Raw genomic sequence first — 25043 nt, forward strand, 5'->3', positions numbered from 1 at the left:
ATATTATTCAACACACATTATATTTATAGTTGGCAGGCTTAATAAATAGCCGTCACCTTATCTTAAAGGATATTATTATGAATGCTCAAAAAGGTTTTACCCTAATCGAACTAATGATCGTTATCGCTATTATCGGTATCTTGGCGGCGATTGCTATCCCTGCGTACACTGACTATACGACTCGTGCTCGTGTCTCAGAAGCACTAACGACTGCGTCATCTATGAAAGCAACCGTATCAGAGAATATTATTAGTAACAATAAGATTATTGCTGACGGGGAGGAAGGTGCTGCTTGTACAGGAGTATCTACTATCACTGCTAGTAGCTCAGCAGCAACTAAAAACGTTGCATCATCAGGTTGTGTAAACGGTGTAATTACAGTGACTACTACGGAAGCTGCTAAAGAAGTACCATTGACTTTAACTCCTGAGTTTGGTGGTGGTGGTGTTGAATGGGTATGTAGTACTACTGCTGATACTAATCAAAAGTTTGTACCATCTGAGTGCCGTAACGTAACGGCAGGTGGCTAGACTTCTATAATGTTACTTTCTACTTTTTATATACTATTAGGGCTAAGTTATCTTAGCCCTATTTTTATGCAGCCATGGGTCAGTGCCTTCCAAGACCTTTGCGCTATCCTCGCGCTTATCGTTTTGCTTAGCTCGCAAGCCATTACCAAAGACATTCAAATTAATAAAGCTTATAGTTACGCTTTCTTATTTATCTTATCCATTCCTATCGTTCAATATTTAACTGGCTTGCTCTATTTCCGACAAGAGTTAGTCCTCGCTACTCTATATCTACTAGTGTTCTTTTTAAGTATCGTCGCTGGTACTAGCCTGCACAAAACAGCAAATGCTATTGATAAACTCTCTACCTTTTTCTCTTCGATAGCGGTAGCCTGCGTCGTACTACAGCTGATCCAATGGACGGGTATTGTAGAGTCTGTATTGATACTAGATAGCAGCGCTTTGCGCCCCTCTGCCAATATCGGTCAACCTAATAATCTCGCGACTTTATTATTTATTGGACTGTTCTCAAACCTATGGCGCTATCGTAATCAGCATATAAAAGCGCCGCTCTATCTCAGTATCAATGCATTTATTATGTTTGGGATCGTCCTGACTCAGTCCAGAACCAGTTGGGTTGTCGTTATTTTATTGCTTATCCTATTCTATGGTAAACGCCAGTTAAACTTATTTAGCACTATGCTAAAAAACGCCTTAGTATTCTTTGCTTTAGTGATAGTCGTGCCTTACTTCACTTTGCTTATTCGTGGTAATAGCATAACGATGCTTGATAGAGCTGGCGGTGACTCTTCGCGTCTGTATATATGGAAGCAGACCATCATCGCCATAGCAGATAAACCGTGGTTCGGTTATGGCTGGAATCAGACCTCTGTTGCGCAAACTAAAATCAGTACCACATATCCAATTAATGTATGGCTTGAATATTCTCATAATATGTTTTTGGACATTATGCTGTGGGTGGGCATACCGATAGGGCTATTGATTATTGGCTCTATCGTTATTTGGTTCATAAGGTCTTATATAAAAATAACAACCACTAATGATCTTATCTACCTCTCAATGGTCATTGCCTTTACAGCTCATTGCCTGCTTGAGTATCCTTTTGCTTATGCTTACTTTTTAGTGCCTATTGGCATATATATTGGGGTCATTACCTATAATATTGATAATAGTAGTCTTGGTAACAATAATCTTAATAAAAATAGTTTTTATAACCATAAACTTTCTAATAATAGTCTCAATAAAAAGAGCACTATAAAAATAAATAAGCTGGTCATATTTGGCTTATCATCAATGACTATCGTAGTAGTCTTGCTAGTCACTGATTATGTAAAACTGGTCGATAAAAGAAATCTATACGCTCAAGAGAGCTTATTCTCTGAACAAGTCACCTCTATCAAACCTCAATTGCTGATATTAGATGCGGTCGATTTAAATAACGATATATTGTTTTTGGGCGACTGTTATGTACTCCAAAACCATCAATTAGAATCGCTAGAAAATATTTATTATCGTTATCCTAGTAATAAGAATTTGATTATGTTTTATAAAGCTAGTATTTATAATGAGCAAGAGGCAACAATACCGCTAAATTATATGAATTTAAAATTTAGAGATAAGGGTTTAAGTTTTGATTTAAATGATAGCTGTCTGTAAGATGTTTCGATTTAGAGCGCTTAGTCCAGACTTTTGGCTAGTTCAATACAAAGTGCAACACTCTATGTCATCTGGTTTGAAAGGTATATTTGGATATTTTGCTAAAAACACTAAGGCACGAGATATGCATCATAGGTTTCTACTTTTGATTTCATTATTCAATATGAAATCAAAAGTTTGGCACTCTTATAAGAATTCGCAGTCAGGCTTTACGCTAATTGAGCTGATGATCGCGATAGCTATCGTAAGTATCTTAATGGCGATTGCGCTTCCTGCTTATCAAGACTATACGCAGCGCGCGCGGACTTCTGAATGCTTATCACTAGTAGGAGCCGCAAAGAATGTGGTCATGACAAACGCGAGCATAGGTACTGAGTTTGCCTCAGGCTTTACTACCAATGCAGTCACTAAAAACTGTGGCCCTGTCGCTATTAGTGAAGCAGGTGTCATTACGGTAAAAGGGACAGCGGCTTCAGGTGGTGCACAGATAACTTTGACGCCAACGCCTGCATTAGTAGTAGGAGTAGCCGTCACTGCACCTGTGAGTTGGAGATGTAGCGCTCAAGCTGATGATCAGAATATTATTCCTGCTGAATGTCGTACTGTTGCAGAATAGCTGCTCATTAGCTATTGTATTTTTAGCTTAATAATGAGGTATGACTATGAAATATATTATTGGTGCAGTACTGATCAGTACGCTTATTTTCTTTTTAATGGCTTTGTTTGTAAACTTAATTGGAATAATACCCTCTGAGAGTATTTTACAATATGGTTGGATAGTTTGGGGCATACTCATCGTCTTATGTTATCCCTTAGCCAAAAAGATAATGGTTTAAAGTACAGTCTACGGTCATGCTTAACTCATCTTTCTAACGCTATAAAATTTGCCTCTCTACGCAAAAGCTACTTCTTAATAGTGTAAACTCGCTCTATTATAAATAGTCATAGCGATGGATGGATTATGCAACGAAAAGTCTTAGGAATATGTCTCGCTATCGCGCTACTTGAGGGCTTTGCAGGTCTCGGTATCGAGATCTATGCCATTCGCATATCTGCCACTTATATAGGCTCCTCCATTGCTATTACTGGCGTTATTCTCGCTATGGTGCTAATTGCCATAGCCGTTGGTTACTGGTATGGCGGGCGGCTGTCCAATGGTATTACCACCCCACGGCAAGCACTACTCAAGGCAGGGCATGTACTGTCACTGTCCGCCATCTCTCATGCTATCGCCTGCGTTATCCAACTGCCACTACTCGCCGCTATGACTATGAGTACTAGCAGTCCTATCATTGCCGCTATGGGTGTGGGCTTATTATTTGGAGTAGGGTTAGCGTTTGGATCGACCGCTATTCCGCTGATTACGCAATTTTTGACCTTGAAATATCCAAATAGCACTGGCGTTGACGCAGGCAAGAACGCTGGAACAATGGTGGCAATCACCACAGTAGGCAGTGTGCTCGGCTCGACACTCACGCCGATTTTATTATTACCTTATATAGGTCTGATGAGTAGCTTAGCCTTATTTATCGTTGCTTTGTCGAGTAGTGCCTATCTATGTACTAAGCTGGCAGTGCAGCTTTACCCAGATGATTATGCTAGTCAGCTAACACCGAAGCAAAACTATCTACTCGCGGTATCCGCTATTATCATAACGGGTGGCTTTATCTTCTTAAGTAAAGTCGATACAGGCTATCAGACCGCGACGGGTGCTTGGTTCATTAAGCAGATCATCTATGAGGATAAGCTGGCGGTCACCATCACGGATAAGCCTGGGCAGTCTACCAGTAGCTGCTGGATATACCTCACCAAGCAAAACTGTCATTGGTATGGCAAGATTACCGTGGCTGCTATCGAGCAAACAGCGCCACAGTCTTTGATATTTTTAGGTGGGGCAGGGATGGGTACGCCGAGTGAGGTGGCGCATCATAATCCTAAAATGGCACTCACTGTAGTCGATATCGATAAAGACTTACCTGATATTATCGAAGCACACTTTCTAAAAGCTCCGATAGCATCAAATATTGAATTTATAGGGGATGATGCGCGTGGTTATTTGACTCGCAACGCGCAAGCTCGTTATGACTTTATGCTGATTGATGCTTTTCAAGGGCGCTATGTGGCAGGTAACTTATACACCCTACAAGCGCTCAGACAGTTTCAACAAAATAGTAAATACATCATGGCCAATATGATCGGTAAGACGCTCAAAGATCATGGCTATACCCAAACGATACTAAAAAATTGGCATGAAGTATTTGGCGACTCAGCCTACATCATTACCAGAAATGACAGCAATAATTTGCAGAATATTATGCTCTGTAATTTTGCTTGTCCTGATAGCCAAAAGTTATCTCAAGTAAAGTTCTTTAACGAAGATCAACCCGTGCATACTGATGATCTGCCAAGGCTAGATAGATATTATTATCGGTCTATTGAGAGTTTGTAGGTGAAGATATAGTCCAGAAAAGTCGCGTAGGGTGCGTTCCACGTACCAACGATGTGTGAAAAAAATCATGAGGGTAATGAAAATGGATAACTATAAATATGTATCTAAATCCTTTATTCCTTATGAAACGGTGCTTAAAAAGCACCCTACAAAAGATAAGTATTTTCAATAAAATAAATCTATAACAACGCATAAGGGTTGCCAATTGATTGGCATGAAAAAAGGCCATAGCAAAAGCGATAGCCTATTCACAACAAAAATAATAACGATGACTTAAGCCATTACTTCTCTAAATACTGAATTTTGCCTTCGACACCATCCCACTTTTCGGCATCTGGCATAGGCGGTTTTAGCTCAGTGATGTTCGGCCATGTTTGCGCCAGCTCAGCGTTTAGCTCAATGAAGATCTCTTGACCCTTTGGTACTTCATCTTCTGAGAAGATAGCATTTGCGGGACATTCAGGCTCGCATAGGGCGCAGTCGATACACTCGTCAGGATCGATGACTAAGAAGTTTGGGCCTTCATAAAAGCAATCCACAGGACAAACTTCCACACAGTCAGTGTGCTTACAAAGAATACAATTATCTGCAACGACAAAGGTCATAGTGATAGCTACCTGTTATTGGGTCGGCTGATGGCTTAAAGCATCAGACTAAATAAGTGACATAAAATAAAGCGTATTTTAGCGCTTTTGCGCCATTTAAACAATTGCCTTTATGAGCTAATCAGTTGTTTTAGCATATAAAGCATATCATGGGCCTGTTTGGGCGTTAAACTATCAGGATGGATGTCATCAAGAGCCTGCTGTAGATCAAGTAATTGATTCTGTTTAGTTTTTTCAGCTGTGCTCGTTGCTTGCTCAGCAATAGTATCCGCATGACTTTGATTGCTATTAGGATAGTTGAGCTGGCGTTCGTCATTTACTGAATTAGCTAAGTCGCTTTTACGATTAATAGTGTCATCTAGCGCCTGAGTTGCAGTAGCATTGTTAGCCGCAACATTGGTAATCGCTACGTTATCGATGTTTAGATTATCCACCAGATAGCGTTTAGCATCTTCTAATACTTCATGCGGGATGCCTGCCATCTTAGCGACATGCAGCCCAAAGCTAGAGCTGGCAGCACCTTCACGAATTTGATGTAGCAGCAATAACTGTCCGTCGACGTCGCTTGCTGCTACATGGACGTTGCGTATGCCTGTAGGCTTATTACTGTTTTTATAAGGGCTGATATTGTTATTGCCATCAGTATTGTCACAACTATAAAAGCCCCTATCAGCCAATTGGGTCAGCTCAAAATAATGGGTAGCAAACAACGTTAGGCAGCCAATCTCTAATAGCTTATTGACACAAGCATGAGCAATGGCTAGCCCGTCGGTCGTTGCCGTACCGCGTCCGACTTCATCCATCAGCACTAATGATTTATTGGTCGCCTGATTGAGAATATTAGCGGTCTCTATCATCTCCACCATAAAGGTCGATTTGCCACCTGCTAAATCATCAGCTGAGCCAATACGAGTAAAGATACGGTCGATATCACCGATACGGGCACTCGCCGCTGGCACGTAGCTGCCGCAATGGGCGAGTAGCACTATCAGCGCAGTCTGGCGCATATAAGTCGATTTACCGCCCATATTCGGGCCTGTAATCAGCAGCAGCCGCTCAGGATGTCTGTTTTTATCAAGACTGTTGTTATTAAGGCTGTTGTTATCAAAACTATGATTATCAAGGTTACTTGCACCAGTGCCAAGCTGGCAATCATTAGCGACAAAGGTGCGAATTTGCTTAGCGGTACTGTTTTTATTGGCTTTGCTAGTAACGAAGCTAGGGTTCAGTGCGGCTTCTACGACTAGATGGCGACCCGCTTTGATATCGATACTGGTTGGGCTATTTTGACTGCTTCTACTAATGCTATTAGGAGCTTGGTTATTTGCTAATGACGGCTCATCAAAGTTAAGCTGAGTTTGCTGACGCTCGTTATTTGAGTTTAAGTTATCTGAGCCTGCGTTGTTTAAGTTTGGTCTATCTGCGTTTTTGCTATTTACTAAGTCGTCACTCGCTATCTCATTGCCCATTATAGGTCGCTGCCAGTTATAAGTGATAGCCAATTGTGCCCAGTTGCTGAGCACATCGATTTGGGCGATGGCAGCGCTTAGCTGTTGCAGCTGACCTAACTGGCCGCTTAAAGTAATCAATAGCTGCTGATAAAGCTGTTTTTCGCGAGCTAGCGCTAGGGTTTGCGCACTGAGATATTCGGTCTCGACTGTCTTTAATTCATCAGTAATAAAGCGCTCGCTACTCTTAAGAGTTTGCCGACGAATAAAGTGCTCAGGGGCGTTTTGTGCCTGCATCTTTGGCAGCTCAAAATAAAAGCCGCTAACTTTATTAAAGCCAACTTTTAGACTGGACAGTTGATGCGCTTGCCGTTCGCGCTCTAACATCTCATCAAGAGTCGCTTGGATATTATCATGCAAGTGGCTGAGGCGATCAAACTCTGCATCAAATCCTGAGGCTATCATGCCGCCATCACGGATATGCGCAGGCGGCTCGATGACGATAGAGCGCCCAATCAGCTCGGCTATTTCCTTAATAGCAGGCATTTGGGCCGGTAAATACTGCATCAACAATGGCAATAAGCCTTTTTGCTCAGAGCTTTTCTGCTCAGAGCCTTTGCTAGTACCCATAAATAGCGTATTCAGCTGCTCACCCAATTGTGCACTGCTGGCAATGCTATCGCAAAGCTTACGTAAGTCGCGCGGACGAGCACTCATCAGCCCAATACGGCTACTGATACGCTCGACATCGCTAATAGCATTTAGGGTTTGACGTAGTTCAGTGACCGAGGTGTTCGGTTGATGATCGTTTGATTGACGCTCATTATTTAGTAGAATACCGATAGCATCTAAGCGCTGATCAATAAGACTGTGTTGGCGCAAAGGTCGCTTCATCTGTTGTACTAGTAAGCGTCTGCCCATCGGGGTCTTGCAATGATTGACGACTGAGATTAGCGAAGTGCCATTGCTACTGACAGGCGCGAACAGTTCAAGGTTTTGTTGGCTATTGGCATCGATGATCAAATAGTCATCATCGTGCTCAACGATCAACTGATTCACTTGAGGCACATGGCGCTGCTGGGTTTGACGCGCATAATGAATGAGCGCCGCGCAGCTGGTCTGCGATAAAGGCATATCCAATATACCTAAGCCATCGAGGCGCTGGACATCGAACTGCTGGCACAAGGTATTGGGTGCGTGATCTTTATGGAAGTCATTGGCGGCTACTTCGATTATCGGACAATCAAGCGTGCTACGTAACCATAGCAGCCAGTCCTCACCAATAGTATCATTGAGTGCTTCGCTTACGATGCACTCACTAGGGGCAAAGCGCGCCAATACCGTCAGCATTTGTATTTGCAACTCATCACTACTAGTAGCGCTTAACTCCTGAGTGGTCAGCGTACCAGCTGCCAAATCGAGCTGACTGATAGCCGCTTGTAACGGTTGTTCTTTACTAGCATTTTTATTAGCATCTTTGCTGACACCTTTTGTCATAGCTGCTATGTCGATAGCGACGACTGTCGGGGTGGATCCTTCGCTAATAAGGGCATCATCAGTGATAGTCCCTGCGGTCAGGGTTTTGACCACTTCGCGGCGCATAATCGTAGCCGCTTTGGCCTTGCCGCCTTTGGATGAGGTGTTAATATTATCGGCAGTATCTTTTTTACTTTTTGCGCCCATAGTAGGGAGTTGACTAGTGGTGGACTCATCGATTTGCTCGCAGACGACTACGGTCTGCCCAGCAGCAATAAGTCTTGCCATATAGCTGTCGGCGGCATGAAACGGCACACCTGCCATCGCGATAGTATTGCCTGCTTTATCGGTACCACGACGGGTCAAAGTGATATCTAATATCTGCGCGGCGCGTTTGGCATCGTCAAAAAACAGCTCATAAAAATCGCCCATCCGATACAGCAGCAGTGCCTGTGGATAGTTCACTTTCATCGTCAAATACTGCACCATCATTGGCGTATGATCGTCCAAATCGTAGACTGCATCACCGATTGTGAGTACTTTAGAGGTGGGGCTATTGGATGAGTGCTGATTTTGGGTGGCTGGTTTTACGGGCATGCAAGATCTCTTATTTGATATATTGGTGTTGCTTGATGATTGCTATTTTAACATGCCTTAGGGCATTTATACCGCAGCAAATATCTGTCTACGGCTCTTGTATTCATCGGCATCATAACCATATATAATGTCGACATCTTTAAGTTGATACTCAGTTGTTTTTACAACAGCCCCTAATAACAGTCGCATATGACAGATATAAAAAAAGCGGGGCTCTAAAGCACATTAATTATTGCAAATTATCAAAAATTTTATAGGTTAAAATTATGTTATCGAAGATTGTAGGCAGTGTGGTAGGTACCAAAAATGATCGTGAACTCAAACGTATGCGCCGTGTTGTCACTAAGATCAATGCCCATGAGCCCAGCATTCAAGCCTTGAGTGATGAGCAGCTGCAACAAAAAACTGTAGAGTTCAAAGAGCGCTTTCAAAAGGGCGAGAGTCTAGATGCGCTATTACCCGAAGCTTTTGCCGTGTGTCGTGAAGCGTCCTTACGCATCACAGGTATGCGTCACTACGACGTGCAGCTGATCGGTGGTATTACCTTGCACGAAGGCAAAATCGCTGAGATGAAGACGGGTGAGGGTAAAACCTTGATGGCGACCCTAGCCATTTATCTGAATGCTGTTAGCGCTAAAGGCGTGCATGTGGTCACAGTGAATGACTATCTCGCAGCTCGTGATGCGGATTTGAACCGTCCTTTATTTAACTTCTTGGGATTAAAGGTGGGCGTTATCTACTCGCAGCAGCCGCCACAAGAGAAGGTTGAAGCTTATCAAGCGGACATCACTTACGGTACTAACAACGAATATGGTTTTGATTATCTACGCGATAATATGGTGTTTAGTTTACAAGAGAAAAAGCAACGCCCGCTGAACTTTTGTATTATTGATGAGATTGACTCTATCTTGATCGATGAGGCACGGACACCGCTTATCATCTCAGGTCAAGCGGAAGACTCATCTCGGATGTATGCGCTGATTAATACTATTATTCCAGTGCTGATACGTTCAAGAGATGAAGAGGCTAATAAGAATAACGAAGAAGAAGACTTTTGGATCGATGAGAAAAACCGTCAGATTGAGATCAGTGAAAAGGGCTATGAAAAGATCGAAAGCTTTTTGATTGAAGTTGGCGAATTAGGTCCTGAAGAGAGTTTATATAGCCCAAGTCGTCTACCACTATTGGCTCACGTACAAGCCGCTATCCGCGCGCATCATGTCTTTGTCAAAAACGTTCATTACATTGTTGATGAAGGCGAAGTGGTTATCGTTGATGAAAACACAGGCCGTACGATGCCAGGTCGTCGCTGGTCAGAGGGCTTACACCAAGCGGTCGAAGCCAAAGAAGGTTGTGATATCCAAGCGGAGAACCAAACGCTTGCGACAACGACTTTTCAGAACTTTTTCCGTCTATATGAAAAGCTATCAGGGATGACAGGCACAGCTGATACCGAAGCGGCTGAGTTCAAGTCGACTTATGACTTAGATGTTATCGTTATTCCAACGCACAAGCCTATTGCGCGGGTGGATATGGACGATCAGATCTTTTTAACTAAGCTTGGCAAATACAAGGGCATCATCCGCGAGATCAAAGAGATTCAGGCCAAAGGCGCACCTGTGCTCGTCGGTACAGCGACTATTGAGGCCAGTGAGGAGTTATCGTACTTACTGGATCAAGAAAGCGTTAAACATAATGTCCTAAATGCCAAGCAGCATGAGCGTGAGGCAGAGATTATTGCGCAGGCAGGTAGTCCAAAATCAGTGACTATCGCTACTAACATGGCAGGTCGTGGTACGGATATTATCTTGGGTGGTAACTGGCAGTCATTTATCGAAGACATCGATTCTGTCAGTCCTGAAGAGATGCAACGCCACAAAGCAGCATGGCAAATCAAACATGATGAAGTCGTTGCCGCAGGTGGCTTACATATCGTTGGCTCTGAGCGTCACGAATCGCGCCGTATCGATAACCAGCTACGAGGTCGTGCAGGTCGTCAGGGCGATCCTGGGATGTCGCGCTTTTTCTTATCATTAGAAGATGATCTTATGCGTATTTTCGCAGGGGATCGCGTGGTCAATATGATGCGAGCGATGGGTCTCAAAGAAGACGAGGCCATCGAGCATAAGATGGTATCCAAATCTATTGAGAACGCACAAGGTAAAGTTGAAAGCCGCGACTTTGATGCGCGTAAAAACCTACTAAAATATGATGACGTCGCCAATGAGCAGCGTAAAGTCATCTACGGTCAGCGTGATGATCTACTCGATGAGACTGATTTATTAGAAGCCATTGAGGTGATGAACTTCGAGGTCTATAACGCCATGATCAATCAGTTTATTCCACCAGGCTCTATTGATGATCAGTGGAATGTTGATGGTTTAGAAGATGAGCTGGAAGACGAGTTCAAGCTCTATATGCCGATCAATGACTGGCTAGATGAAGATCGTCGTCTTGATGAAGAGGCGCTACGAGCAAAAATCGTTGATACCGCGCTGGAGCATTATCATAGCCGCCGCGAGCAGATGGGAGAGAAAAACGCTGCTCAGCTTGAGCGTCACTTTATGCTTCAAAGTCTCGATAAGCATTGGAAAGAGCATCTTACGCAGATGGATCAGCTGCGTAAAGGGATTCACTTGCGTGGCTATGCGCAGAAAAACCCTGAGCAAGAGTACAAGCGTGAGTCGTTTGAGCTGTTTCAGATGATGCTTGGCGCTATTAAGTCTGAGACGGTACAGGATTTATCGCGAGTACATATCCCAAGTAAAGAAGAGATGGAAGCACTAGAAGAGCAAAAACGGGCTGATCGCGAGCGCATGCAGATGCAGTTTGAGCATAATGATGCTAGTGGTATCGAGAATGATGGCCAGCAGCCTGCTAATGCCAATCAGGGTCAGTCTAATCAAAGTGCGCGTAGCAATGCTCGTACTAATGGTCAAATGCGAGTCAACTTGAGTGGTGGCGTAGCAGCGGCTGGTGCAGGTGCAGCGATTGATGAGGGCGCGCAAGCCGAGCCTAATCCATATGCTAATATGAATGTAAGTCGTAATGCGGCTTGTCCTTGTGGCTCAAACCTCAAGTATAAGCAATGTCATGGCAAAATTTAATAACGGGTAGTTATTAGTAGTTATCGCTTACAAATTCAACATAGGCGTTGATAAGCGGACGCGCTATAGTATTTTGCATATCAGAGTCTGGCATACTGTTATTTGACATGTAGTTATTTGATATATAGGCATTTAGCATCTTAATTTAGGAGTAGGGTATGAGTTTAAGATCATTACAACAGTTTCGCTCGTCCGTTATTGCAGCAACTTTACTAGCTGGCGTCATTGGGCTTAGTGCTTGTCAGCAGCAAGCTGAAGTAGAGCCAAGCTTAGAAGAGGATATCGCAGCTGAACAAGCCGTGCCAATGTCAGCAGATCCAGCCGAGCCAAATGATATAGTAGTGGCAACCGACGATGCTACACTGAATGAAGTCACCGATGATACCATTGCTAACGTCAATGCTGATGTGACGCAAATGATCTATCTATGCTCACCTGAACTAAAAGTTGAAGCGACTTATAAAGATGACGAAAATAGTGTGGTGCTAGTGACCGATAAAGGTACAGTGAGTCTGAACAAGACCAATGAAGGCGCTAACCCTGAAGTATTTGAAGGTAGTACGGCACTAGATGGCGGTCAAGGTTTTGTGCAGTGGCGTACGGCGCATACTGAGCGTGCAACGGGTGTCATACGTACCGCAGGCGCTGATGAATCTAATGTTGATACTTATGAGTGTAATAAAGCCAGTTAGTTAAATCTCTATTAATTGAACCTTTACAAAGCAAAAAAGCAACGATAACGTTGCTTTTTTGCTTTGTAAAATTTATGTCTGTCAGTTTTATGATTATACGTTTAATGAGTTTCTATCATTACCTCTAAGTTTAGGGTTATTACTTAACGATAGGCCTATTACCATGATCTAAGAACCCTTCCTCTTGTACATCCAGCTCCTCATGCTTAAGCTCGACTTCTATGTTATCGACATGAGTATGTACGCTTTTATTTATCGCAACTTCTTGGATAGCATAAGTCTGCTTGGTAATAGTCGCAACTTGTCTGGATATTACGATCTCAATAGGTGCATCGCCTATAGCCACTTGTTTATCATTAACAGTAATCACCGCTTTACTATCCAAAGAGGGCTCAACATGACGTAAGATATCTTTATCATCATAATTACCTGACAATAGATCACGGCTTTCGGCATCGTGGTATTCGGTTTGGACAGTGATATATTCTTCGACCAACTCGATTGGCACTTCGATCATTTTAGTGCGTTGATGCTTAGTCACGGTGACGCGACCAGTATCTAGGCGCTCTTTGTTGATTACTGGGCGCTCTTCTAATAGCTCTAGATAACCACCTCCACCTCGAATAGCCGCTACTTCTTTATCAACAGTACTATCTGCGGCAGCAAGCGTATTGTCATTGCTTTCATTAACAACTCTCGTGTTATCAGTAGCAGTAGCAGTAGCAGTAGCAGTAGGAGATAAGGTAGGGTTTTCAGTTAAGTTATTACTGTTATTATCATTATTCATAGTATAAGTCCTTTAGTTTGAAAACAGGTAATAGGCAACTATATAAAAGTAAATCAGCTAGTAATCTGTTAACGATATTAAATGCAATAAAGCTCATTGATAATAATGTATACCTTATAAGCTCAGTTATCATTAGTATCAAAGTATATTTTAGTAAGTTATAAAATATGCTGCCATAAAAAAAGACCAGAGACGGACTCTGGCCTTAATTCACTAAACTAAATTACTTAAAACTAAGTTACTTATCAATAATCTTATAAGTAATAAAGAGTAGCGGCTATTATTTGTTAACCAATAATGAGTCAACAATTAGCTTATTACATACCACGAGCGCGGCGTACGTCTTCTGCAGTGATGTTGTCACCTTCGTACAAGGCACCATTAGCATCTACTACGTTACCATCACGATCAATATCTAGCTCTTCACGTTGGATAGTATCAACGATGGTCTCAGTATGACGCTCAGTGGTTTTACCGACATTAACTTCTTCAGTGACATAAGTCTCTTTACCAACGCGAGCACGTTCTGCTTCTAGTTGAACTTCAACCGTACCAGTACCATCTACATCGCCAATACGCTTGTCAGTCATGCGGTCTACATTAGTACGTTCGATATGCGCATGCTCTTCTTCTAGCTCAACTTCTACATTGCGCTCTTCAGTTACGACATGCTTACCGACTTTAACAAGACCCGCTACAATACGATCTTTATTTACGGTCAAACGCTCTTCTAAAAGCTCTAAGGTATTTGGCGCATCATAGTTAGTATCAGTAAATTCCATACGCTCTTCGGTTGGAATAGTATCTGCTACAAACGCTTTACGATCATTCTCATATTGCTCTTTATAGCTGTACTGATAGTCATGGTCATACTGCTCCATAGCTTCTACTTGAGACTTGGTCAAGCTGTCAAAGAACACATCATCACCAACGATACGAGCTAACCCTGCTGGTACTAATACTTCTTTTGAGCTGAACCAACCGCCTGCATCTACGATTAGGTAACGAATACGACCTGTAGTATCTTCTACTAGAGCACCATCGATTTTACCGATTTTTTCTTCATTAACGCCATAAGCCGTTTTGTGAGTTGGATCATAATAGTCGTCACCAATTAGATCACGGTGAGTTGCTTGAATATCTTGTAAACGAATTAGTTGGCTCATTATTGTCGTCCTTTTATATGAGTAAATGTTGATTATTAATATTAAAATTCAAAAACACTAGCGTCAGAAACAACGCTAAGTAAAATCTTTCGTTATATGCAAATGACTGTTTAAATAATTAATATCTAAGTAATAAATAGTCTTAAAAATGTTTTGCCTCAACTTGTAATAATAGTAGCACTCAGGTTTTTGATGAGATATATGCGCGAGGTAGCAAAATGTGCGCTAGACGTAAAGGCGTGTAATAGGCTGTAAATGCCATAACATCCTTTGGGTATAAGTTAACGTGTTTTTACAGTGTCGGTGGATATGTGTTGTTTTGACGAGTCTTCAAAAGAAGCAAACAAAAAAACCGCATTGACTAGAGCCAATGCGGTGGTCATTATCAAAACTTTCAGATTATTTTTTAAATCTATGTGCTGCAACTAATACTTTGGCAGCTGTTATGGCAATTCAATAGCCACAGCTACTGCTTCGCCGCCACCTATACATAACGTTGCAACGCCTTTTTTACCACCAGTACGCTGTAATGAATTGATTAGCGTGATTAGAATGCGAGCGCCAGAGCAGCCTACTGGATGACCTAATGCACACGCACCGCCTTCTATATTGACCTTGGCATGATCGATAGACATTTCATCTATTGCCGCCATAGTCACCATCGCAAAAGCTTCATTAATTTCCCAAAGATCGACATCGCTAACAGACCAGCCTGCGCGAGCTAAGACTTTTTCGATAGCACCAATCGGTGCGATAGTGAACTCGCTTGGATGACGTGAGTTAGAAGCTGTGGCGACAATTCGCGCTTGATAATCTAGACCTTTAGATTTAGCTTGCGACTCTTTCATAACGACAACCGCTGCGCCACCATCTGAGATTGAACTGGCATTAGCCGCAGTGATCGTACCGTCTTTGGCAAAAGCGGGACGCAAAGTTGGGATGCGTTCAGCATTGGCTAAGCCTGGCTCTTCATCAGTATCGACCGTCTGCTCGCCTTTACGAGTCTCAAAAGTGACAGGGGTGATCTCATTATCGAAGTGACCATCTTTGATAGCAGTAAGGGCACGATTAAGCGATTCGATAGCGAACTCATCCATCTGCTCGCGAGTATAGCCTTTTTTATTAGCCATATCTTGAGCGAATTGACCCATTAGCTTGCCAGTCTCAGCATCTTCTAGACCATCTAGGAACATGTGGTCTTTGACTTCTTTGTGTCCCATACGGTAGCCGCCACGTGCACCTGGCATAATATAAGGCGCATTGGTCATCGACTCCATGCCGCCAGCCACAGCGATATCGAAGCTACCAGCTTTGATACCGTCATAAGCTTGCATCACGGCCTTAAGGCCAGAACCACAGAGCTTGTTGATAGTCACCGCACCTGTAGCATCGGACAGGCCAGCTGCACGCATGGCTTGACGAGCTGGACCTTGACCAAGACCTGCGGTCAAAATACAACCCATAATGACTTCATCAATATCGTCGATTGCGACCCCAGCACGGGCTACAGCAGCTTTGATTGCCGCAGCACCTAATTCGGTAGCGCTGACGTCTTTTAGTGCGCCCTGAAATCCACCCATTGGCGTACGAGCACCGTTAACGATTACAATGGCGTCATCTGACATAGTTGCTGACATAATTATTTTCCTTATCTTAATATTCAAATATTTTTAGAGTAGCTATACGCTACGCTCAGCCATGTTATAACAATTTTTTGCCAATTAGAGTAAGTATAAGGCGCACTAGCTAGTCAATACTACTGTAATAAGGTTATTGCATCAGAGCTACTAGGCTATTAGAACTACTGAAATAAAGGTACTAAGCTAGAACTACTAAGCGAGCTCGTCTAAACGGATCCGTACCACTTTACCTGCGATAGCCTCTAACTTTTCGATCTTTTCAATAGCTAGATTCATCTGACTCTCAACCACTGGCAAGGTTAAGATAATGACAGGCACTTGACCAACTTTATGAGCAGGTTTTTGTAGTATCGCATCGATATTGATACCAGCATCGCTTAGGATACGGGTGATATCAGCCAGTACACCTGGATTATCAAAAGCATGAACGCGTAGATAGTAACCCGTAGTCATCTGCTCCGCGCGTAATACTGGCGTATCTGATAATTGTTCAGGCTGAAAAGATAAATGCGGCACATGGTGGCCGTTATCGCCATGATTGGTACTACTCAATACTCTTACTAGATCCATCACATCAGCCATAACTGCTGAAGCCGTTGCGCCTGCGCCTGCGCCATCGCCATAATAGAGCGTCTGACCTAAAGGATGAGAGTTTACCAACACTGCGTTTTTGACGCCATTAACATTGGCGAGTAACGTATCTTGCGGAATCAGAGTCGGATGGACGCGCAGCTCAATACCCGCGTTGTCTCCATCAGTACCCGCACGGCGTACAGCGAAGCCAACATGCTTGATACGATAGCCTAATTCTTCAGCATAACTGACATCTTGCAAAGTAATGTTTCTTATCCCTTCGCAATAGACCTTATCGAACTGTAGCGGAATACCAAAAGCAATAGAGGCTAGTAGGGCAAGCTTGTGCGCGGCATCAATACCCTCTACATCAAAGGTCGGGTCAGCCTCGGCATAACCCAGCTCTTGCGCCTCGGTCAATACGTCAGCAAACGTGCGACCTTTATCACGCATCTCCGTCATAATAAAATTGCCTGTACCATTGATGATACCTGCTAGCCAGTCGACTTTATTGGCTGCCAAGGCCTCGCGCATGACTTTGATAATAGGAATGCCGCCTGCGACAGCCGCTTCATAAGCAACATGTACATTATGGGCTTCGGCCAAAGCGAATATCTCGTTACCATGCTCAGCGAGCAGCGCTTTATTGGCGGTGACCACATGCTTACCGTTTTTGATGGCATGCATAATAATATCTTTGGCAAGCGTAGTTCCGCCGATTACTTCAATAATGATATCGACATTATCACTCTCGGCGATAGCCATTAAGTCATGGTTTTGGATGATGTTTGGGTCGATATCATCACGCTGACGGCGGGTGCCAACCTCACTAATGATAATATCGCGACCGCTACGACGCTTTAGCTCGTCTAAGTTATCGTTGATTAGATTGATTACGCCGGTACCGACAGTACCTAGGCCAAGTATCGCAAGTTTAATGGATTTGCTCACAGTATCCTCAAAAGTTTAAAGTATAAAATAAAAGGGGATGGTGGTATTCAGGTATACAGCATTTAGGAATGCAAAAATTATTTTTCATTATCGTATCATATTGCCAAGCATCTGCCAGCAAATAACCACCGTTGAGATGCGTGGTTATTTACTTTAGTAGTAATCGGCTCTTAGTAGTAATCAACTAATACAGATAATGATCAGTTAATACCGACTGCCGCAGCCAATTGCGCAGCAGGTAGATAACCACCGATTTGCTCACCCGCTTGAGTAAAGACAGCAGGCGTACCACGTACACCGAGCGCTGCGCCGAGCTCTACTTGTTGCTGTACAGGATTAGCGCAGCTTGGGCCTTGCACATCAGCGCCCATTTTGGCCTGATTCATAGCTGCCATGCGATCTTCACTGCACCAAATGGCCTCCATCTTAGGCACGCTCTCTTGACTGCGTGGCCAAGCTAGATAACGCACTTCGATGCCCAGAGCATTGATATCAGCCATCTCTTCATGCATCTTACGGCAGTAACCACAGTCTGCATCCGTAAAGGCATATAATACAGATTTGGTTTCACCTACAGCCGGATAAATAATCATGTCTTTTTTATCGACGGTTTCTAGCGCTTGTTGAGCGCTATCTGCCATAAAAGCGGCGCTGATATCAATAGGTGTCGGTTCACCAACTGCGATGATCTGACCTTGAATAATATGCTTACCTGCTTTATCTGCAAAAAACGGCGGCAGACCCTCACCCGTCACCCAATAAATACCTTCCATATCGGTAGGGGTGGCTGAAAGGATGGTCTCTTCGATACCCGAAGCTTGCAGATTGGCTTGCAATGACTTTACAACCGCAGGATCACTGGCTTTTGCTACGCTGTCAGCTTTGATGCTTTGAGCACCCCCTATACTGCTAGCGCTATTAGTCGTTGCATCAGCAGATTTATCTGAGCAGCCGACCGCTGCAATGATCAATAAACTACTCATCACAGTACCGAGTCTATTACGGGTAAGCTTGCGAGGAGTAGTGGCAGCTTTAGCAGATAAAAATAAGGACATAAAATTTTCCTGTAGGCTAAGCGCCTAGATACTGATAAATAGTGATAAATGCCATTAATAGATTCTATTGATAAGTACTAAGTGACAAATACTGAATAATGAGTACTAAGGGTCTATTAATAAAGCAAAAACAAGAGCGCAAATACACGTTTAGGGAGTAAAAGCTTTAAAATAGCTTTGAAATAATAAGGCTTTGTATATTAACATATTTTTCAAAATGACAGTCAAAAGCATATTAGCAGTCATAACTACTTGGAAATAGCAGTTACAACTACTTAGAGATAGATGCTGATTCAATAAAGTAGTTTATAGAGATACGCTATTAATAGCTAAAATTTAAAATCGTCATTAAAAAAATACATTGTTACTATTTATTCTAAGCCAATCTCCAAGTAGGCTATGATTAATCGTAGAGCGCGTAAGTTATGTTATTAGTATACATAACCATAAAACCACTATAAATTTAATAATGTTAAGGAATAGATATGGCAGGTGGTAGTTTATTACTCTTGCTCGATGACATCAGTATTTTGATGGATGATGTCGGTGTTATGACCAAGATTGCAGCCAAAAAGACAGCGGCTTTGGTAGGTGATGACTTGGCATTGAATGCTGAGCAAGTGACTGGTGTCAAACCAAATCGTGAGCTGCCTGTGATTTGGGCAGTCGCTAAAGGCTCCTTTGTCAATAAGCTGATCTTAGTACCCGCAGCATTATTGATCAGTTACTTCATACCTTGGCTGATTACGCCACTACTAATGATAGGTGGTCTCTATCTGAGTTATGAGGGTGCTGAAAAGGTTATTCACAAGTTTTGGCCTACTCTCTTGCCACATGATGAAGAACAGAACGCTCGCCTAAAAGCCAATGCTGATGAAAGTATCGATCTGGTGGCTTTTGAGAAAGATAAAATAAAAGGAGCTATTCGTACTGATTTTATTTTATCCGCTGAGATTATAGTCATCTCTTTAGGAGCAGTTACCGCAGCTGGTGGCGATATTTTACAAAAAGCTATCGTATTATCTATCGTGTCTGTTGTAGTGACGGTTGGTATTTATGGTCTAGTCGCTGGTATTGTAAAGATTGACGATGCGGGTCTGCATTTGATCAATGATTCGGCTGTTGGTGATAGTAAGCGTAAGTTAGGTGAGTTTATGTTATCAGCGGCTCCTAAATTGATGAAGTTCTTATCTATTGCAGGCACTATCGCTATGTTCTTAGTCGGTGGCGGTATTATCGTCCATGGTATTGGCTTTTTATATCACAGTGTAGAAGATATTGCGCATCTAACAGGAGTCTTTGAGGGACTGACTAATGCCTTATTAAATGGTGTCGTCGGTTTTGTTATCGGTGCTATCGTTGTCGCTCTCTTTACTATCGTTGGCAAAATGCGCGGCGACGAATCTGCAGCGCATTAAGATTATAACGGTAATCCTATAGCATTGTGTTTATAGCATTACAGCAATTGAATTTACAAAGTATAAAAAAGCCCCGAAACAAATAGTTTCGGGGCTTTTACTTGCGTACTAACACTAGTGTTACTAGTAACTACTCTTAATGGTTAGCTATCAGTATCTGTATCATCCGTCTCTACCTTTTCAGCCTGCGTCGGCTTTTTATGCTCAGTCTTTGGCTTACGACTGCGAGCCTTTGGCACTTTTGCAGTCGTCAAACTGAACATGCCAGTCTGTGGTAATAGCTGCTCAGCGACATTCTCAATCATGTTCTTATAGCTGGCAATAGTGGTTTTCGACTTATTACCTTGACTGTCGTCTTTTGCTAATGCCTCTGATTCTAGTGAAGAGCCCTCAGCGTGTAAAGAGCCCTCACCTGATAGCTCGGCACTTTTGGCTTTCAAGCTTGCATCAGCCTCTAACAGCTGCTCGCTTTCAGCACTGACATCGTCCGCTTGCATAGCACTAGTTAACGCGGTTGCAGCAACGTTGTGCGCATCTACGTCATCGGCACTACCATCGATACTATCGGCACTGTCCTTTTGAGTATTATCCGTTGCAGCACTCTCTTGTGGTGACACCTCTGAGGTCTGTGCTACAAAGCTTGGATGCTGACCACGCGGATCATTGCTAGCGCGTTGAGTGATAGTGCTTGGCGCTACTGACGTCTTACCTTGATCCGCTGCAAACTGACTCACTGCTGCCGTCATTGTCTTAAAGCGACTTAGGTAATCAGCGCTCAGAGGCTGATAGCCATAATTACTAAAGTCAAAGCTAGCGCCAGAATTGTCACTATCAGCAGTCGCAGCATTCATTGCAGGCTTCGCTGGTGAGTTGTGCTCAGCAATCGCCGCGATAAAGCAATTGATCACACCGTCCTCTTCTAGACGCGCCTGTGCTTTGGCTAAGGTTGAATGAATAAATTCACCAACCGTACCACGTATAGCAGGTGCTTTGACTGATGTTTGCTCAGTTGCAGGTAGCTGCGTTTCTGACGACTGTACTTGCTGCGCCCGAACCACACGCGGATCGTTGCTGGCTTGACCGAACTTAGCGGCAGTAATGTAACGCTCAGCAAACAGCTTTTCAGGAGTCAGCGACTGTGCTGATTGATTCGCTGGCACAGTTTCTGTCGCCTGATCTTTGTCTGTCGTTTGAGCTTTGGTGGCAGTATTAGCAACTTCACTAACGACATCTTTAACTGTATCGACAGTATCAGTATCAGTTGCAGGCACTACAGCTTCATTGACAGTCTCTTTACTATTATCAGCAACCTGTTGCTCCGAGGGTGCAGGCTGCGACTGGCTCTGGCTCGCAGAGCTTGTCTCAGTCGCGATATTAGCAGCACTGTCTTTAGCGGCATTGTCTTTAGCAGCACTGTCTTTAGGTAATTCAGCTACCTTTTCAGCTTTTACAGTTTCAGACTCAGTCGTTTTCTGCTCTACTTTAGCCGCTTTACTATCATCTAAAGATAAATGCACGATCTCATGCGACTTAAGTTTTGCTGGCGCCTCATTGATTTGTAGAACAACTTCATTAGGGTTCTGATTGCTACGGGCATCAGCTCGGTTGTTACTGCTAGCGGCTTGTTGACCGTTTTGCTTAGCATTATTATCAGTAGGGCTATCACTGTTTGAGCCAGTTAAGGTCTCATTACGCTCAAGCGTTCCACGTGAGCTACGTTTGCTATGCGGCTTACGCTTGCTACGTGCTTGCTCATCAGCTGTGCTAGGGTCTTTACTAGCATCGTTACTGCTATCATTTTGAGTGCTGTCTTGACGACTATTGCGACTGCGCTCATTTTGGCGTCTATTGTCATTACGCGGCTCATTGCTACGTGTATTGCGATCATCAGATTTGACATTCGTCGCGTCACTAGTGTTGGCATCGTTATTGTCTACGTTATTACTAGTGCTACGATTGTCTTGTGTCTCATTATCGTCACGCTGCTCTCTTCTTTGGCGCGGCTTTGATGATCTTGACTTACGTGCCTTACGTCTTCTTTTGTCATCATTACTCTCGTCATCATTATCGTTATGGCGATTATTTTGCTGACGATTGTTTTGATTATCTGAAGTTTGCTCATCACGCTGCTGATTTTGTCTATCACTTTGTTGGGTAGATGAGCTTTGAGCGTTAGCTAAAACACTGCTATCTACCTGACCAAACGAGCCTAAGCTGGTCGCCCCAGTATTCACTAGTGTTTCGATAGCTTTAGCGGCGTCCGTACTACTGACACTGTGTGCTGTTTGGGCTTGTGGCGCTTGAGCAAACAGATTGGACAACCAAGCGACGGCTTGCGGCTTAGCAGTAACAGCTGGTGGCTGCGTATTGTTTTGTGTAGCCTGATTTTGTGTAGCATTGTTTTGTTGAGTACTGCTTTGTTGAACGTTACTTTGTCGAACACTGTTAGCGACATTCGATTGAGCCTGATTGGCCACAGCCTTGTTATTGTTAGTGCTATTATTGTTACGATGCTCATTGCTATGAGTCACTGTATTGGTATTTTGACTGTTATTTCTATTATTATCTTGCTGATTGCTTGAGCGCGCGCTTTTATCTGCAATAGCCTTTAGTGGCTGGCGCGTAGGCTGCTGTTCAGGACGCGCTGAATCAGCGGTCTGCCAGTCAACATCATAGCCCAAATCGCTGTGCTCTTGGGCAGTATCAGTAATACGCTCATAGCTTGATGGCGCAAAGCCATCACGGTTAAAGTGCAATTTAAAGTTCGGCGACTCTAGATGAGCATGCGGTAGGATAGTAATACGAGTACCACTATCTTGCTCAAGATAAACTAAGCTGTCGCGCTTTTCATTTAGCAAAAAGGCGGCGATATCAGTAGGTACTTCTGCTTGTACTTCACCTTGACGCTCTTTGAGAGCAATCTGTTCAATTTGGCGCATAATTGATAATGAGAGCGAGCGCAGATCACGAATCATACCATTGCCATGACAGCGCGGACAGATATAGCCTGTAGACTCTTCTAACGACGGACGCAAACGCTGACGACTCATTTCCATCAGACCGAACTTGGAGATATCGCCGAACTGTACGCGAGCACGGTCATATTTAGTGGCATCAATCAGCCTTTTTTCGACTTCCTTTTGATGCTTATTGTCATTCATATCAATAAAATCAATGACAATTAAACCGCCCATATCACGCAAACGTAGCTGGCGCGCGATCTCATCAGCCGCTTCTAGATTAGTATGATAAGCAGTTTCAGCAACATCTGAGCCTTTAGTCGATTTGGCTGAGTTGATATCGATTGAGACTAAGGCTTCGGTCTGGTCAATGACAATAGAGCCACCTGATGGCAGACGAACTTCACGCTGATAAGCAGTCTCGATTTGTTTTTCGATGTTAAAGCGCGAGAACATCGGCTCATAGTCGGTATATTTGCGTAATTTTTCTGCTTGTTTTGGCATAACAGCATCTATAAAACCTGCCGCTTCGATGTAAGCGTTTTCGTTATCGATCCAAATCTCAGCGATATCATCACGCAGATAATCACGCACCGCACGAGTAACCACACCAGCTTCTTGATGCACTAGACGCGGAGAAGGGTACTTTTGATTTTGCTCTTGAATAGCTTGCCAGATATTAAGCAGATGATTGAGATCATGCTGTAAGTCTTCTTGCGTTTTGCCGATGCCCGCAGTACGTATAATGACGCTCATACCTTTGGCCAGATCAAGATTGCTCAGCATCCGCTTCATATCTTCGCGTAACTTGCCTGAGATTTGGCGAGAGATACCGCCACCGCGTGGGTTGTTCGGCATCAGTACTAAATAACGTCCCGCTAATGACACATAGGTCGATAGGGCAGCGCCTTTATTACCGCGCTCCTCTTTTTCGACTTGCACGATCAGCTCATCGCCTTCTTTGATCAGCTTTTTGATGTTTTCATCGCGTGGATTGCCACTTAGATATTCGCTTGATATTTCACGAATCGGCAAAAAGCCTTGACGCTGTGAGCCATATTCGACGAATACCGCCTCTAAAGAAGGCTCGACACGGGTGACATGGCCTTTATAGATATTGGATTTTTTTTGTTCGCGAGTACGGTTTTCTAGATCAAAATCATAGAGATGATTACCCGTACAAAGGGCAACACGGATCTCTTCGTTTTGAGTAGCGTTGATTAAAATGCGTTTCATAATAGTTTCCTATGAGTACGCAGAGCAACGACAAGGCTTTTGTTCAAGAACAGGAGCAAGAATAATATTAATAGATATTCAATATCAATATAATAAGAAGCGATCAAATGAATAAATAACTTAAATAGGTCAGTCAAACAAAGCTCGGTCAAATACAGGTCTGTAAAACTGATACTATTCACTCTAAAGTTCGGCTATAAGCTCAAGCGTTTAGATACCTACGAGTTCAGCTATTCTGCTAAACCAAAGCGTTATCCTAAAATAAAGATGATTATAATTTAAACCTATTTTAGCTATTTGACCGCACTATGAAGCACTGTATTTAGCTATTTAGATACTTAAATTAATTAGACAGCGTGTAAGACTGTCAGCATCTACCTTCTCAGGTTATATTTCAAAGTCACGTCACTGACATTAGTAAGTCATTATATTCAAGATAAACTTATCTACTGACACGATCTTTCACTATATTATCAATAGCCTGTCATCCGCTATAAGTCGTAAGCTTATTGTGATTCGAGACTAAAATTTAGTCATTCTATTAATTGGTCATTCTATATTACAAAATAATAAAGGATTATCGGCTAAGGTCTCGCTATGTAAATAGTCAACGGGGCGCACTTGGCAAACGAGATAATCTTTTACAAGAGCTTAGTTATAAGCGCTTAAAGTACTAGCTTTGTAAGAGCTTATAAAA

Annotated in this window: 15 protein-coding genes; 7 read left to right on the forward strand and 8 right to left on the reverse strand. The window is 43.1% G+C overall.

The genetic code is table 11. The features are described 5' to 3' along the window. Positions 1-77: 77 nt before the first annotated feature. The 4 genes from Q9G97_RS01620 (at position 78) to Q9G97_RS01635 (ending at position 4635) form a co-directional block, all read left to right on the forward strand. The gene (locus tag Q9G97_RS01620) at positions 78-530 is read left to right on the forward strand and encodes a pilin (protein WP_305899469.1); all 453 of its coding nucleotides are present in this window, start codon (positions 78-80) and stop codon (positions 528-530) included. Positions 531-596: 66 nt separating this feature from the next. Further along, positions 597-2186, forward strand: a complete 1590-nt coding sequence (locus Q9G97_RS01625; RefSeq protein WP_305899470.1) for an O-antigen ligase — start codon at positions 597-599, stop codon at positions 2184-2186. A 124-nt stretch (positions 2187-2310) separates the two neighbouring features. After that, the gene (locus Q9G97_RS01630; RefSeq protein ID WP_305899471.1) at positions 2311-2802 is read left to right on the forward strand and encodes a pilin; all 492 of its coding nucleotides are present in this window, start codon (positions 2311-2313) and stop codon (positions 2800-2802) included. 345 nt (positions 2803-3147) lie between these two features. After that, positions 3148-4635, forward strand: coding sequence for a fused MFS/spermidine synthase (locus Q9G97_RS01635; protein ID WP_305899472.1), 1488 nt, complete (start codon positions 3148-3150; stop codon positions 4633-4635). Positions 4636-4916: 281 nt separating this feature from the next. On the opposite strand, the gene fdxA is transcribed toward Q9G97_RS01635, so the two are convergent. Together fdxA and mutS are read right to left on the reverse strand one after the other, a co-directional pair. Next, positions 4917-5240 (reverse strand): ferredoxin FdxA, encoded by a 324-nt coding sequence (gene fdxA / locus Q9G97_RS01640; RefSeq protein ID WP_305899473.1) that lies wholly within the window; start codon positions 5238-5240, stop codon positions 4917-4919. Between the two features lie 110 nt (positions 5241-5350). Next, a complete protein-coding gene (mutS, locus tag Q9G97_RS01645; protein WP_305899474.1) occupies positions 5351-8761 on the reverse strand; it encodes a DNA mismatch repair protein MutS in 3411 nt (1136 codons plus the stop codon). A gap of 266 nt (positions 8762-9027) precedes the next feature. Here mutS and secA point away from each other — a divergent pair, with 266 nt between their 5' ends. Together secA and Q9G97_RS01655 are read left to right on the forward strand one after the other, a co-directional pair. After that, the gene (gene secA, locus Q9G97_RS01650) at positions 9028-11868 is read left to right on the forward strand and encodes a preprotein translocase subunit SecA (protein WP_305899475.1); all 2841 of its coding nucleotides are present in this window, start codon (positions 9028-9030) and stop codon (positions 11866-11868) included. 158 nt (positions 11869-12026) lie between these two features. Beyond that, a complete protein-coding gene (locus Q9G97_RS01655; RefSeq protein WP_305899476.1) occupies positions 12027-12560 on the forward strand; it encodes a hypothetical protein in 534 nt (177 codons plus the stop codon). Between the two features lie 139 nt (positions 12561-12699). Here the strand turns inward: Q9G97_RS01655 and Q9G97_RS01660 are convergent, their stop codons facing one another. The 5 genes from Q9G97_RS01660 to Q9G97_RS01680 form a co-directional block, all read right to left on the reverse strand. Further along, positions 12700-13347, reverse strand: coding sequence for a YsnF/AvaK domain-containing protein (locus Q9G97_RS01660; protein WP_305899477.1), 648 nt, complete (start codon positions 13345-13347; stop codon positions 12700-12702). Positions 13348-13664: 317 nt separating this feature from the next. After that, on the reverse strand, positions 13665-14513 hold the full coding sequence (locus Q9G97_RS01665) for a DUF2382 domain-containing protein (RefSeq protein ID WP_201571346.1): 849 nt from the start codon (positions 14511-14513) through the stop codon (positions 13665-13667). A 443-nt stretch (positions 14514-14956) separates the two neighbouring features. Next, entirely contained in the window at positions 14957-16138 is a 1182-nt protein-coding gene (locus Q9G97_RS01670; RefSeq protein ID WP_305900245.1) for a thiolase family protein, read from the reverse strand. Between the two features lie 207 nt (positions 16139-16345). Then, on the reverse strand, positions 16346-17677 hold the full coding sequence (locus Q9G97_RS01675; protein WP_305899478.1) for a homoserine dehydrogenase: 1332 nt from the start codon (positions 17675-17677) through the stop codon (positions 16346-16348). A 200-nt stretch (positions 17678-17877) separates the two neighbouring features. Further along, positions 17878-18732 carry a DsbC family protein gene (locus tag Q9G97_RS01680; RefSeq protein ID WP_305899479.1) on the reverse strand — a complete coding sequence of 285 codons (855 nt, stop codon included), beginning with the start codon at positions 18730-18732 and terminating at the stop codon, positions 17878-17880. Between the two features lie 485 nt (positions 18733-19217). On the opposite strand from Q9G97_RS01680, the gene Q9G97_RS01685 reads away from it, so the two are divergent. Continuing rightward, on the forward strand, positions 19218-20150 hold the full coding sequence (locus tag Q9G97_RS01685) for a DUF808 domain-containing protein (protein ID WP_305899480.1): 933 nt from the start codon (positions 19218-19220) through the stop codon (positions 20148-20150). A 143-nt stretch (positions 20151-20293) separates the two neighbouring features. Here the strand turns inward: Q9G97_RS01685 and Q9G97_RS01690 are convergent, their stop codons facing one another. Next, positions 20294-24346: an Rne/Rng family ribonuclease gene (locus Q9G97_RS01690; RefSeq protein ID WP_305899481.1), complete on the reverse strand. Its 4053-nt coding sequence runs from the start codon at positions 24344-24346 to the stop codon at positions 20294-20296. Positions 24347-25043 lie beyond the last annotated feature (697 nt).

Source organism: Psychrobacter sp. M13, from assembly GCF_030718935.1.
GTDB classification, from domain to species: domain Bacteria; phylum Pseudomonadota; class Gammaproteobacteria; order Pseudomonadales; family Moraxellaceae; genus Psychrobacter; species Psychrobacter immobilis_G.

Bases quoted from the DNA above. Each gene is read 5' to 3' on its own strand.
- Q9G97_RS01635 (WP_305899472.1), top strand. From the start codon at position 3,148: ATGCAACGAAAAGTCTTAGGAATATGTCTCGCTATCGCGCTACTTGAG.
- Q9G97_RS01630 (WP_305899471.1), top strand. From the start codon at position 2,311: ATGCATCATAGGTTTCTACTTTTGATTTCATTATTCAATATGAAATCA.
- Q9G97_RS01625 (WP_305899470.1), top strand. From the start codon at position 597: ATGCAGCCATGGGTCAGTGCCTTCCAAGACCTTTGCGCTATCCTCGCG.
- Q9G97_RS01690 (WP_305899481.1), bottom strand. From the start codon at position 24,346: ATGAAACGCATTTTAATCAACGCTACTCAAAACGAAGAGATCCGTGTT.
- fdxA (WP_305899473.1), bottom strand. From the start codon at position 5,240: ATGACCTTTGTCGTTGCAGATAATTGTATTCTTTGTAAGCACACTGAC.
- secA (WP_305899475.1), top strand. From the start codon at position 9,028: ATGTTATCGAAGATTGTAGGCAGTGTGGTAGGTACCAAAAATGATCGT.
- Q9G97_RS01660 (WP_305899477.1), bottom strand. From the start codon at position 13,347: ATGAATAATGATAATAACAGTAATAACTTAACTGAAAACCCTACCTTA.
- Q9G97_RS01665 (WP_201571346.1), bottom strand. From the start codon at position 14,513: ATGAGCCAACTAATTCGTTTACAAGATATTCAAGCAACTCACCGTGAT.
- Q9G97_RS01620 (WP_305899469.1), top strand. From the start codon at position 78: ATGAATGCTCAAAAAGGTTTTACCCTAATCGAACTAATGATCGTTATC.
- Q9G97_RS01655 (WP_305899476.1), top strand. From the start codon at position 12,027: ATGAGTTTAAGATCATTACAACAGTTTCGCTCGTCCGTTATTGCAGCA.
- Q9G97_RS01680 (WP_305899479.1), bottom strand. From the start codon at position 18,732: ATGTCCTTATTTTTATCTGCTAAAGCTGCCACTACTCCTCGCAAGCTT.
- Q9G97_RS01670 (WP_305900245.1), bottom strand. From the start codon at position 16,138: ATGTCAGATGACGCCATTGTAATCGTTAACGGTGCTCGTACGCCAATG.
- mutS (WP_305899474.1), bottom strand. From the start codon at position 8,761: ATGCCCGTAAAACCAGCCACCCAAAATCAGCACTCATCCAATAGCCCC.
- Q9G97_RS01685 (WP_305899480.1), top strand. From the start codon at position 19,218: ATGGCAGGTGGTAGTTTATTACTCTTGCTCGATGACATCAGTATTTTG.